The organism is Actinophytocola sp. KF-1, assembly GCF_054661535.1.
The window spans coordinates 1138933-1151391 of sequence record NZ_BAAFVK010000001.1; the positions used below are offsets into that span (position 1 = coordinate 1138933).

The 12459-nt window shown below is 71.6% G+C and carries 11 protein-coding genes; all 11 read left to right on the forward strand.

Annotated elements, in window-relative coordinates; translation table 11 throughout:
- Positions 1–11 precede the first annotated feature (11 nt).
- The gene (locus ACYQ77_RS05460; RefSeq protein ID WP_459707956.1) at positions 12–1037 is read left to right on the forward strand and encodes an ABC transporter substrate-binding protein; all 1026 of its coding nucleotides are present in this window, start codon (positions 12–14) and stop codon (positions 1035–1037) included.
- Positions 1034–1819, forward strand: a complete 786-nt coding sequence (locus ACYQ77_RS05465; protein WP_459707958.1) for an ABC transporter ATP-binding protein — start codon at positions 1034–1036, stop codon at positions 1817–1819. Before ACYQ77_RS05460 ends, ACYQ77_RS05465 begins: the two co-directional genes overlap by 4 nt.
- Before the next feature lie 19 nt (positions 1820–1838).
- Entirely contained in the window at positions 1839–2987 is a 1149-nt protein-coding gene (locus tag ACYQ77_RS05470) for a Gfo/Idh/MocA family protein (RefSeq protein WP_459707960.1), read from the forward strand.
- A complete protein-coding gene (locus tag ACYQ77_RS05475; protein WP_459707961.1) occupies positions 2984–4129 on the forward strand; it encodes a dihydrodipicolinate synthase family protein in 1146 nt (381 codons plus the stop codon). Before ACYQ77_RS05470 ends, ACYQ77_RS05475 begins: the two co-directional genes overlap by 4 nt.
- Entirely contained in the window at positions 4126–4935 is an 810-nt protein-coding gene (locus ACYQ77_RS05480) for a sugar phosphate isomerase/epimerase family protein (protein ID WP_459707963.1), read from the forward strand. Before ACYQ77_RS05475 ends, ACYQ77_RS05480 begins: the two co-directional genes overlap by 4 nt.
- Positions 4932–5540: a hypothetical protein gene (locus ACYQ77_RS05485; protein WP_459707965.1), complete on the forward strand. Its 609-nt coding sequence runs from the start codon at positions 4932–4934 to the stop codon at positions 5538–5540. Before ACYQ77_RS05480 ends, ACYQ77_RS05485 begins: the two co-directional genes overlap by 4 nt.
- Complete coding sequence (locus ACYQ77_RS05490) at positions 5537–6148, forward strand: ABC transporter ATP-binding protein (RefSeq protein ID WP_459707966.1); 612 nt, start codon at positions 5537–5539, stop codon at positions 6146–6148. The genes ACYQ77_RS05485 and ACYQ77_RS05490 overlap by 4 nt, the downstream gene beginning before the upstream one ends.
- Complete coding sequence (locus tag ACYQ77_RS05495) at positions 6145–7401, forward strand: hypothetical protein (protein ID WP_459707968.1); 1257 nt, start codon at positions 6145–6147, stop codon at positions 7399–7401. The genes ACYQ77_RS05490 and ACYQ77_RS05495 overlap by 4 nt, the downstream gene beginning before the upstream one ends.
- A gap of 1042 nt (positions 7402–8443) precedes the next feature.
- Positions 8444–10231, forward strand: coding sequence for an aa3-type cytochrome oxidase subunit I (gene ctaD / locus ACYQ77_RS05500; RefSeq protein ID WP_459707970.1), 1788 nt, complete (start codon positions 8444–8446; stop codon positions 10229–10231).
- A gap of 16 nt (positions 10232–10247) precedes the next feature.
- Positions 10248–11477, forward strand: a complete 1230-nt coding sequence (gene serB, locus ACYQ77_RS05505) for a phosphoserine phosphatase SerB (RefSeq protein ID WP_459707972.1) — start codon at positions 10248–10250, stop codon at positions 11475–11477.
- A gap of 22 nt (positions 11478–11499) precedes the next feature.
- Positions 11500–12270: a peptidyl-tRNA hydrolase gene (locus ACYQ77_RS05510; protein WP_459707973.1), complete on the forward strand. Its 771-nt coding sequence runs from the start codon at positions 11500–11502 to the stop codon at positions 12268–12270.
- Positions 12271–12459: the final 189 nt, after the last annotated feature.

Below are 12459 nucleotides of genomic sequence, written 5' to 3' on the forward strand. Positions count from 1 at the left end.
GAGGCAACCCAATGAAGCGTTTACTGACAGGAACAGCCGCAGCGGCCCTGCTGATCGCGGGGTGCGCCCCGGGCGGGCAGGACAGCGGCGACTCCGGCGGCGGCACGAACGCGCCCGCGGACGCCACCGAGGTCACGTTCACCCTCAACTGGGTGCCCTACGGCGAGCACGCGCCGTTCTACTACGGCATCCAGAAGGGCTACTACGCCGACGAGGGCATCGACCTGAAGATCGAGCCGGGCAGCGGGTCCGGCAACACGATCAAGGCGGTCGCGCAGGGGCAGACCACGTTCGGCTGGGCCGACACACCGCCGCTGCTCAACGCGATCAGCACCGGCATGCCGGTGAAGAGCGTGGGCGTGTTCCTGCAGAAGGGCCCGGCGTCCGTGGAGTTCCTGGCGGACAAGGGTTTCACGTCCATCAAGGACCTCAAGGGCAAGCGCGTCGGCGGCACCCCTGGTGACGCCATGTACGCGACGTTCCCGGCGCTGCTGGCGGCGAACGGGATGCAGCCGTCGGACGTGACGGTCGTGAACATGGACGCCGCCAACAAGATCGCGCAGCTCGCGGAGGGCCAGGTCGACGCGATCATGGGCTTCTTCCACGACCAGGGCCCGACCATCGAGGCCCGCACCGGCAAGAAGGTGGACCACCTGCTGTTCGCCGACTCCGGGCTCAACCTGATGGGGCTGGGCATCGTGGTGAGCGACGAAACGCTGTCCTCGCAGAAGGAGCTGGTCGGCAAGTTCGTCCGCGCCACGCAGAAGTCGTGGGCCGAGGCCGTGAAGAACCCGGAGGAGGCCGCGAAGGCCATGGTGGACCTGGCGGAGAACGAGCCGCCGGAGGAGGTCCTCGTCAAGCAGCTCAAGCTCGCGGAACCGCTGCTGCAGCTGGACACGGCGGGTTCGCCGGGCGTCAACACCGAGGAGCAGTGGGCCGACACGATCGGCATCATGGCCGACAACGCGGGCCTGAAGGACGCGGGCGACCCCGCGAAGTACTGGGACGGCAGCCTGGCCAAGGGCGACGGCTCATGACGGGCGTGCTCACGGGTACCGCGGTCGACGTCAGGAACCTCTCGGTGCGGTTCCGCTCCAAGCGGTCGACCACCACCGCGCTCGACGACGTGACCATGCGGGTCGAGGCGGGCGAGTTCATCTCGATCGTCGGCCCGTCCGGCTGCGGGAAGTCGACGCTGCTCAAGGTGATCGCCGGGCTGGTGAAGCCCAGCGACGGCGGTGTGTCGCTGTTCGGGTCCGACGTGCACGGTCCACAGCGGAACATTGGGTTCGCGTTCCAGCGCTCCGCACTGCTCGAGTGGCGTGGCGTGCGGAAGAACATCCTGCTGCAGGCTGAGATCCGCGGTCTCGACAAGGCGAAGGCGGCCCGGCGGGCCGACGAGCTGATCGAGCTGACCGGCCTGAAGGGGTTCGAGAAGGCGCTGCCGCACGAGCTCTCCGGTGGCATGCAGCAGCGGGTGGCGCTGTGCCGCGCGCTGCTGCACGAACCGCCGGTGCTGCTCATGGACGAGCCGTTCGGCGCGCTGGACGCGCTCACGCGGGAGCAGCTCAACGCCGAGCTGAACAAGATCTGGCGCGAGACCGGCACGACGATCCTGCTGGTCACGCACTCCATCGCCGAGGCCGTGTTCCTCGGCACGCGGGTGGAGGTGATGAGCCCGCGCCCGGGCAGGCTGATGCGGACCCTCGAGGTCGGCCTGCCGAGGGAACGGGACTACGCGCAGGTGATGACCGATCCGAGGTTCGGGTCGCTCACCCGCGAGATCCGCAACCTGCTCGGCGCGCACGAGTCACACTAGTTCAATCAGGAGTAATCACATGTCTCGTAGGTCGATCGGCATCGTGCTCAACGGCGTGACCGGGCGCATGGGCTACCGCCAGCACCTGGTCCGCTCGATCCTGGCCATCCGCGACGACGGCGGCCTCCCGCTGCCGGACGGCACGGTGCTGTGGCCGGAGCCGGTGCTGGTCGGCCGCAACGAGCGCAAGCTCGCCGAGATCGCGGCACGGCACGGGTTGTCCGACTGGACGACGGACCTGCACGCGGCGCTCGCGCGCGACGACGTCGAGATCTACTTCGACTCGATCACCACGCAGCGCCGCGAGAAGGCGGTCAAGCAGGCCATCGACGCCGGCAAGCACGTCTACACCGAGAAACCGCTCGCCACCGACCTGGCGGGCGCGCTCGACCTCGCGCGTGCCGCCGAGGCGGCGGGGGTCCGCAACGGCGTGGTCGCCGACAAGATCTTCCTGCCCGGGCTGCGGAAGCTGAAGCGGCTCGTGGACGGCGGGTTCTTCGGCCGCGTGCTGTCGGTCCGCGCCGAGTTCGGGTACTGGGTGTTCGAGGGCGACTGGCAGCGCGCGCAGCGGCCGTCGTGGAACTACCGGGCCGAGGACGGCGGCGGGGTCGTGCTGGACATGTTCCCGCACTGGCACTACGTGCTGGAGAACCTGTTCGGGCCGGTCCGCGCGGTGCAGGCGACCATCCGCACGCACATCCCGCGCCGCTGGGACGAGAACGGCGAGGAGTACGCGGCCACCGCCGACGACGCGGCGTACGCGATCTTCGAGCTGGACGACGGGGTGGTGGCGCAGTTCAACTCGTCCTGGTGCGTGCGGGTGTTCCGCGACGAGCTGGTCGAGTTCCAGGTGGACGGCACGCACGGCAGCGCGGTCGCCGGGTTGCGCCGCTGCCGCGCCCAGTCGCGGGCCGCGACGCCGATGCCGGTGTGGGACCCGGACGCGCCGCCGAACGTCGACGCGCGTGGCGACTGGGCCGAGGTGCCGGACAACGAGCACTTCGACAACGGGTTCCGCGTCCAGTGGGAGCGGTTCCTGCGCCACGTCGTGCTCGGCGAGCCCTTCCCGTGGGACTTCGCGGCGGCTGCCCGGGGGGTGCAGCTCGCCGAGCTGGGCCTGCGGGCGGCGAGCGAGGGCAGGCGCGTCGAGATCCCGGAGCTGACATGACCTCGCTCGTGCTGCCTGGCGGCGGCCGTCACGAGCTGCGGGGGAGGGCGGTCTCCGGCGCCCCCGTGGCCCCGTCGACCAGCCGGATCGCGTACGCGGCCGCGCACGTCGTCGCCGACCCCCTGGCCGAGAACGTGCCCGGTGCGCCCGCGGTCCTCGACTGGGACGCGACGCTCGCGTTCCGGCACCACCTGTGGCGCAACGGCCTCGGGGTCGCGGAGGCCATGGACACCGCCCAGCGCGGCATGGGCCTGGACTACCCGGCCGTGCGTGAGCTGGTGCGGCGCAGCGCGGCCGAGGCCCGCTCGGTCGGTGGCCGGATCGTCGCGGGGGTCGCGACCGACCAGCTGACCGGGACACCCACCGTCCCGCAGGTCCTGGACGCCTACCGGGAGCAGCTCGCGGACGTCCTCGACGCGGGTGCGGTGCCGGTGCTGATGTGCAGCAGGCACCTGGCGGCCGCCGCGAAGGGCCCCGACGACTACCTGTCGGTGTACTCGGCGCTGCTGTCCGACGTGGACGACCCGGTGCTGCTGCACTGGCTGGGCCCGATGTTCGACCCCGCGCTCGCGGGTTACTGGGGCTCGGCCGACCCGGAGACCGCCGCGGACACCGTGCTGTCGCTGCTCAAGGACCACGCGGCCACGGTGGACGGCATCAAGATGTCGCTGCTGGACGACCGGTTCGAGATCGCGCTCCGCCGCAGGCTGCCGTCCGGCGTGCGCATGTACACCGGCGACGACTTCAACTACCCGAGCCTCATCGCGGGCGACGAGCACGGCCACTCCGACGCGCTGCTCGGCGTGTTCGCCGCACTCGCGCCGCTGGTCGGCCCTGCGCTGCACAAGCTCGACCGCGGTGACCGGTCCGGTTTCCGCGCCGTGCTCGACCCGACCGTCCCGCTGGCACGCCACCTGTTCGGCGCGCCGACGCAGTACTACAAGACGGGCATCGTGTTCCTGTCGTGGCTGGCCGGCCACCAGGACCACTTCGTGATGGTCGGCGGCCTGCAGTCGGGCCGGTCGGTGGCGCACCTGGCGAAGCTGCTGGTGCTGGCGGACGAGGTGGGCCTGCTGCCCGACGCCGACCTGGCCGCGGCACGGGCCCGGGCGTTCTTCGCGACGGCGGGGGTGACGCGGTGAGAGCGCTGTCCTTCAACCAGGCCACCGCGAAGTACTGGCCGCTCGAGGAGGTCGTCAAGGGCTGCGCGGCCACGGGCGTGCGGCACGTGGGCCTGTGGCGCGAACCGGTCGCCGAGTACGGGCTCGGGAACGCGGTCTCCCTGGTCCGGGACGCGGGCCTGAGCGTGACGTCGCTGTGCCGGGGCGGCTTCTTCGGCGCCGACGACTGGCTGGACGACAACCGCCGTGCCCTCGACGAGGCGGCGGAGCTCGGCGCCCCGGCGCTGGTCCTGGTGTGCGGCGGGCTGTTCGGGAGGACGCTCGCCGACGCCCGTGCCAGGGTCGCGGCCGGGTTGGCGGCGCTGGCGCCGCACGCGCTGGACGTCGGCGTGACGCTGGCCGTGGAACCGATGCACCCGATGTTCTGCGCGGACCGCAGCGTGGTGGCGACACTGGCGGGCGCACTGGACCTGTGCGCCCCGTTCCCGCCCGAGGCGGTGGGCATCACGCTCGACACGTACCACGTGTGGTGGGAGGAGCAGGTCCTGCCGCTGATCGGCGCGAACGGCGACCGGATCGCGTGCTTCCAGCTGGCCGACTGGGTGGTGCCGCTGCCGGCGGACGTGCTCGTGGGCCGCGGGCTGCCGGGGACCGGCCACGTCGACTTCGCCCCGCTCGTCGAGGCCGTGCTCGCGACCGGCTACGACCGCCCGATCGAGGTCGAGGTCTTCAACGCGGGCCTGTGGGCACGCCCCGGCGACGAGGTGCTCCGCGAGACGATCGTCGCCTACGAGTCGGTGATGGCCGTGGCATCCTCGGGAGGGTGACCTACCCACACCAGGCGCTGCCGCGGGAGTTCCGCATGGCGGGCGGCGGCTTCGGCAGGATGGTGCTGCCGTTCGTGTTCCTGCTGGTGTTCTTCGCGGCCGTGATGCTGCTGCTGGGTTCGATCGTGGCCGGACTGGCCGGCGGCATCGTCGCCGCGGTGGTAGGCACCGGCGCGCTGGTCGCGGTCCTGTACGGCAAGTTCGACCGAATGAGGCAGGGCACGGTCGTGCGCTTCTCCGAGCACGGCGTGGAGCTGGCCGACACGCTGGGCTTCCAGATCCGCCTCGGCTGGCCGGACGTCACGCGCATCGGTGAGGTCAGGAGCCGGATGGCGAGCCCGAGCGTGGTCGGCTTCCGGGGCTCGATGCGCGGCAACGCGGGCACCGTGACGACGTACGGCATCATCGGCTGGGGCCAGCGGGTGATCCCGCCGACCGCGCCCGGCTGGATGCGGCAGGACCTCGCCATGGCGCCGGTGCACCCGCACGACGGCCGTCCGGAGGTGGCCATCCCGCTGAGCGGCATCGACCCGGACTGGGAGCGGGGTGCCATGGGGCAGTGGGTGCGGATGTACCGCCCGGACCTGCTCGGCCCGCAGCGGTGACGGTCAAGGCCGCCGGGCTCGGCATGCACGTCGGCGAGCAGTGGCTGTTCCGAGGGCTGGACCTGGACGTCGCGGCAGGCGAGTGCCTCGTGCTCGCGGGCGACAACGGCAGCGGCAAGTCGACCGTCCTGCACCTGCTGTACGGCCTGCGCGCCCCGACCGAGGGCACGGTCGAGATCGCGGGCGGGGAGCCGGACGAGCGGGCGGCCGCGTTCCGCAGGAAGGTGTCGGTCCTGCTCGACGACTCGGAGCTGTTCGTCGAGCTGTCGCCCCGCCAGCACCTGGAACTGCTGACGAGTTCGTTCGGCGCGCCCGACGACCCGGACGACTGGCTGGCCGCGGCGGGCCTGGCCGAACGCGCCGACGTGCACGCCTACTACCTGTCCGCCGGGCAGCGCCGCCGCCTGCTCCTGCTCGGTGCCGTGGCCCGCCCGCACGACGTGCTGCTGCTGGACGAGCCGGAGCGGGCGCTGGACGTGCGGGGCAAGGAGTGGCTGGCGACGCTGGTCGCGCGGGAACGCGCCGCGGGCAGGACGGTGGTGATGGCGACGCACCACCCGCCGCTGCTGGAGGTGGCGGACCACGTGGTGCGCCTCGGCCGCCCGTGACCGCGTTCGCCCGCCGCTGGCTGTCCGGCGACGAACGCACGCTGGGCGCGTTCCTGGTGATCGGCGTGCTGACGATGGCGTTCTTCCGCCTGGACAAGCTGCGCGCTGAACTCGGCTCCGGCGCCGACCCGCTGGCGTTGCTGCTGGTGATCACGGCGGTCACGTGGTGGACACTGCTGCCCCGCTCGTTCGTGTGGCGCGACCCGGCGGACCTGACGTGGCGTGACTTCACCGACACCGACCGGGCGACGATCGTGTCGCAACGGTTGACGGGCCACTGGCTCGGTCGCGTGCTCGTGCTGGCCTACCTGCTGGCGGTACTGGCCGCGCTGGTCGCGGCGCCCGCCGTGTGGGTCCTGGCCGGGACGGCGGCCCTGGCGGGCGCGGCCTTCCTGGCACTGGCGGTGGTGAGGACGCCCCGTCGACGGCTGGAGTGGGTGGTACCACTGGCCCTGGCGGCGACGGCGGTGACCGCAGAACCGGGCCCGATTCCGCTGTTCGTGCTGGCCGCGGCCCTGGCGCTGGCGGGCGCGACCCGGTTCCGCCCGGGCGTGCCGCCGATCGCGGCCGCGGGCAGGCACGAGCTGGTCGACGGGTGGCGCGACCGGGTGCTGCGGGTGAGCGGTGTGCAGTTCATGGACGTGGCGCTGCTGCTGCCCGCCGCCCGCCCTGCCCGCCGCCTCCGTGTGAGCGGCGGTCTCCGGCTGGCCTGGCTGGGCGTGCTGGGCCGGGCAAGACACGTCCCGACGGCCGTGTTGCTCGCGGTGACGGCGGTGGCGGTGCACCGGACGTTCCCGGCGCTGCCGGGCGTGGTGGTGTTCACAGTGTTCGGGTACGCGTCGCTGGTGCCGCTGGTCGCGGGGCTGGGGGAGCTGTGGCGCTCGCCGGGGAGGCGCAGGTGGGTGGGCCTGGGCGACGTGGCGTTGCGGTGGCACCACCTCGTGGTGGCTGTCGTGGTGGCGGGCGTGTGGGCGGTGCCGGTGTGGCTGGTCGGCGGCTGGCCGGCGGAGGTGCTGGTCACCGTGCCCGTGCTGGCCGCGTGCGCCGTCCGCACGATGACCCGCCGAGCCCCGACGTACGACAACCTGATGCCGGTGGACACCCCGTTCGGGGCGCTGCCCTTGCGGTTGGTCATGCAGACGGTTCGGGGCCCTGACCTGGGCGTACTGGCGCTGGCCTTCATGGCGGGCGCGCCGTGGTGGGGCGCGCTACTGACCGCCGCGGCGGCGGTCACGGTGGCACTGCTGCGCTGAACCGCAGGTGGCGTAGTCGCCGCTGCTCCCCAGCCAAGCCCCGCCCACGAACCGGCCAGCCCCGCGAACCGGCAACTCCACGGAACGGCAACCCACTGCCCGGCAACCTCGCGGATCGGCCAACCCCGCGGATCGGCCCGCCTTGCGGCCCGGCGGCTCCTCAGATCGGCGGCCCCGCGGGTGGGCCTGCCCTGCGGACCGGCAGCTCCACGGAACGGCAACCCACTGCCCGGCAACCTCACGGATCGGCCAACCCCGCGGATCGGCCAACCTCGTGGATGGGCCCGTCCCTGTGGCGCGGCGGCTCCTCGGGTCGGCGATCCCGTGGATGGGCCCGTCTTGCGGCCCGGCGGCTCCTCGGGTCGGCGATCCCGTGGATGGGCCCGCCTTGCGGCCCGGCGGCTCCTCGGGTCGGCGGCCCCGTGGATGGGCCCGCCCTGCAGACCGGCAACCCCACGGCCCGGCAACCCCACGACCCGGCAACCCCACGACCCGGCAACCCCACGGCCCGGCAACCCCACGAATCGGCAACCCCACGAATCTGCGACCCCACGGCCCGGCCCACCCCGCGGACCAGCAACTCCACCGATCGGCAACCCCGCAGACCGGCCAACCCCCACAGACCAGCCCACCCCACAGACCAGCCCACCCCAAACGCCGCTCCCCAGCGCCGTCCAGACCACGACCCGAACGCGAAACCGCCCGGTGCCCAACCCCCACCCGATCCCGGGGGCCACCCGCCTTGCCAGTCTACCAGTGGGACCCGACAGAACCGGGTCGCGAACAGTGGGCTGTGGATAACCGGAGCACCTGTGGACAACTCCCTCCAGGCCCGTCATCCGCGCAGGTGGCCGGTGCGAAAGAGGTGGCGACCGTCACCGCGGCTTGCGTACTGATCGACATGACGGGATGGTGTGCCTGCGAACGCCGCCTGCGCTCGGCTTTTACCCTCGCCAGCCCAACCGAGCTGGCCCGGAGCGCGCGGGCTACGATCGCTCCGAATCACGGTGAGGCGTGGTTGCAGACACGCAGGAGGCATGGAGTGACGGCAGTAGCCCCGAAGCCGATCGCAACGCGGCCGTACCCGGCGCGTCCGGCAGCCAAGGGTTCTTACCTGCTGCAGCTGTTCCGGGAGACCGATCCGAAGAAGATCGGCGTGATGTACCTCGTCACGGCGTTCGCGTTCTTCATGATCGGCGGCGCGATGGCGATGCTCATCCGCTCCGAGCTGGCGTTCCCCGGGCAGCAGTTCCTGTCGCAGGAGCAGTACAACCAGCTGTTCACCATGCACGGCACGATCATGCTGCTGCTGTACGCGACGCCGATCCTGTTCGGCTTCGCGAACTTCGTGCTGCCGATCCAGATCGGCGCGCCGGACGTGGCGTTCCCGCGCCTGAACGCCTTCTCGTACTGGCTGTTCCTGTTCGGCGGCCTGATCGTGATCTCCGGCTTCCTGACGCCGGGTGGCGCCGCCGACTTCGGCTGGTTCGCCTACACCCCGCTGTCGGACAAGATCCACTCGCCCGGTGTCGGCGGTGACCTGTGGATCGTCGGCCTCGCCCTCAGTGGTCTCGGCACGATCCTCGGTGGCGTGAACATGCTGACCACCGTGGTCTGCCTGCGTGCGCCCGGCATGACGATGTTCCGGATGCCGATCTTCACCTGGAACATCCTGATCACGTCGATCCTGATCCTGATCGCGTTCCCGATCCTGACCGCGGCCCTGTTCGGCCTGCTGGCGGACCGCCTGCTCGGCGCGCACGTGTTCGACCCGGCCAACGGCGGCGTGATCCTCTGGCAGCACCTCTTCTGGTTCTTCGGCCACCCAGAGGTGTACATCGTGGCGCTGCCGTTCTTCGGCATCGTCTCCGAGATCTTCCCGGTGTTCAGCCGCAAGCCGCTGTTCGGCTACCGCGGCCTGGTCTACGCGACGCTGGGCATCGCGGCCCTGTCCGTGGCGGTGTGGGCGCACCACATGTACGCCACCGGCGCCGTCCTGTTGCCGTTCTTCTCCTTCATGACGTTCCTCATCGCGGTCCCGACCGGGGTGAAGTTCTTCAACTGGATCGGCACCATGTGGAAGGGGCAGCTGACCTTCGAGACCCCGATGCTGTTCAGCGTCGGCTTCCTGGTCACGTTCCTCTTCGGCGGTCTGACCGGCATCCTGCTGGCCGCGCCCGCCATCGACTTCCACGTGTCGGACACCTACTTCGTGGTCGCGCACTTCCACTACGTGCTCTACGGCACGATCGCGTTCGCGACCTTCGCCGGCATCTACTTCTGGTTCCCGAAGATCACCGGCCGGTTCCTCGACGAGCGGCTCGGCAAGCTGCACTTCTGGACCACGTTCATCGGCTTCCACGGCACCTTCCTCGTCCAGCACTGGCTGGGCAACGAGGGCATGCCGCGCCGCTACGCCGACTACCTGGCCAGCGACGGCTTCACCACGCTGAACACGATCTCGACGATCGGCGCCTACATCCTGGGTGCGTCGACCCTGCCGTTCATCTGGAACGTGTTCAAGAGCTACCGGTACGGCGAGATCACCACGGCCGACGACCCGTGGGGCTACGGCAACTCGCTCGAGTGGGCGACGACGACCCCGCCGCCGCGGCACAACTTCCTGGAACTGCCGCGCATCCGGTCCGAGCGGCCCGCGTTCGACCTGCACTACCCGCACGCCATCGAGGACGCCCACCGCGACAAGTACGTGGGCGCGTTCAGCGGCAAGCACAAGGTGGCGGTGCCGGACGCGCCGTCGGAGCGGCTGTCCCACGCGATGGAGGACGAGCCGTCCGACAAGCCGGACAAGCCCGTCGACGGCGACTGACCGGGCCTGACCGACGGTGACCCAGCCACCCACGAGCACGCCGGTCCTGATCACCGTGACGGGACCGGACAAGCCGGGGGTTTCCTCGGTCCTGTTCGCGGTGCTCACCCGCCACGGCGTCGAGATCCTGGACGTCGAGCAGGTCACGATCCGCGGTCAGCTGGTCCTCGGGGTCCTGGTCGGCACCGACCACGACCCGGAGGGCCTGCAGGAGGCCATCGAGCAGGCCATGGCGACCGTGACCATGCACGTCACGGTCGAGGTCGGCGCCGAGGCGCAGTCCCCGGCCCGGCTCGGGTCGAGCCACGTGCTGGTGGTGCTCGGCAGGCCGATGCCCGCGCGGGCGTTCGCCGAGGTCGCCCGCAGGCTGGCGGCGCTGGACGCGAACATCGACGCCATCCGCCGCGTCGCCGACTACCCGGTCACCGGCCTTGAGCTGCGGGTGTCGGTCGCGCACGACACGCGTGAGTCCGACGCCGAGCTGCGGTCCGCGCTGGCCGACGTGGCGTCCCGGGTCGGCCTGGACATCGCGGTCGAGCGCGAGGGCCTGACCCGGCGCGCGAAGCGGCTCGTGGTGTTCGACGTGGACTCGACGCTCATCCAGGGCGAGGTCATCGAGATGCTCGCGGCGCACGCCGGTTGCGAGGACGAGGTCCGCGAGATCACCGAGGCCGCGATGCGCGGCGAGCTGGACTTCGGGCAGTCCCTCGAACGGCGGGTCGCGTGCCTGGCCGGGCTGCCCGAGTCGGTGCTGGACGAGGTGGCGGCGTCGCTGCAGCTCATGCCGGGCGCCCGCACGACGGTCCGCACTCTCAAGCGGCTCGGTTTCCGCTGCGGTGTCGTGTCCGGCGGCTTCACCCGGATCATCGAACGCCTCGCCGACGACCTGGGCCTGGACTTCTACGTCGCCAACGAGCTCGAGATCGTCGACGGCAAGATCACCGGCCAGGTGGTCGGCGACATCGTCGACCGCGAGGGCAAGGCGGCCGCGCTGCGCCGGTTCGCCGCCGAGTTCGACGTGCCGCTGGCCCAGTGCGTGGCGATCGGCGACGGCGCCAACGACATCGACATGCTGTCGGCCGCCGGGCTGGGCGTGGCGTTCAACGCGAAGCCCGCGCTGCGGGAGGTCGCCGACACCGCGCTGTCGCACCCGTACCTGGACGTGGTGCTGTTCGTGCTGGGCGTGACCCGCGCCGAGGTCGAGGCCGCCGACGCGGCCGACGGCCTGGAACTGCCCCGGCCGTGAGCGGAGCTTGCGGAGCGAACCAATGACACAGCGCGGCGCCGTACTCGACCCGCTGGCCGCGCGGTACGCGGACTGGCTGCGCCTGCCCGCGGCGGCCACCAGGGCCGAGATCGACGACGACCCGGCCGAGGTCCGGGCGATGCCGGTGGTGCTGCGCATCGAACGTGCGGAGCCGCCGTCCCGTACCCCGCTGCTGGAGGCCGCCGCGGCCGCCGCTGTGGCCGTGTGCCTGGACCCGAGGGCCGACGACGAGTGGTACGAGCCGCTGGTGTCGTGGGTCGACGTCGCCATCCGCAAGGTGGCCCGCCGCGCGCGGGGCGCCCACTGGGACGCGGTCCAGTCGCTGCCGGGCGTGACGATCGAGGTCGACGGCGCACAGGCGCGAGCGCTGGTCCCGAGCAAGGTCGTGGACATGCCGAAAGAGGTCACGCGCCTGCAGATCTCGGGCAGCGAACTACCTGCCGACGAGCCGGGCCCGGTGCCCGACGGCGTCCCGGTCCTGTGGCTGAACCCGACCGTGAGCATGACCGCGGGCAAGGCGGCCGCGCAGGTCGGGCACGCGTCGATGCTGCTGGCGGCGGCCCTGCGCGCGGACGGCCAGGAGTCGTACTTCGACGGCTGGAAGGACTTCCGCTGCGCGGTCCGCACACCCGACCAGCGGACGTGGGCGTCACTGCACCCCGGCGACGACCCGCTGAACGCGTGGCGCCGCCGCCGCGTGGTGGCGGTCCGCGACGCGGGCTTCACGGAGGTCGACCCGGGCACGGTGACCGTGCTGGCCCAACTGCCCTGACGCCGTCGAAGGTCGACGCCCGGCAGGAAACGAACCAACAGAACGCGTGGCCGGGAATCCAGCGGGCAAGCACGCCGCGAGTCACGAAGAACGCCGCCAAGAGAACCTGAACGCTTGACCGACTTCGTGGTGGATTACTACGACCTGATGCCCGACAGCAGCGCGGGTTGGGAGTTCATCGGGCCGAAT

Bases quoted from the DNA above. Each gene is read 5' to 3' on its own strand.
- ACYQ77_RS05465 (WP_459707958.1), top strand. From the start codon at position 1,034: ATGACGGGCGTGCTCACGGGTACCGCGGTCGACGTCAGGAACCTCTCG.
- ACYQ77_RS05510 (WP_459707973.1), top strand. From the start codon at position 11,500: ATGACACAGCGCGGCGCCGTACTCGACCCGCTGGCCGCGCGGTACGCG.
- ACYQ77_RS05475 (WP_459707961.1), top strand. From the start codon at position 2,984: ATGACCTCGCTCGTGCTGCCTGGCGGCGGCCGTCACGAGCTGCGGGGG.
- ACYQ77_RS05470 (WP_459707960.1), top strand. From the start codon at position 1,839: ATGTCTCGTAGGTCGATCGGCATCGTGCTCAACGGCGTGACCGGGCGC.
- ACYQ77_RS05460 (WP_459707956.1), top strand. From the start codon at position 12: ATGAAGCGTTTACTGACAGGAACAGCCGCAGCGGCCCTGCTGATCGCG.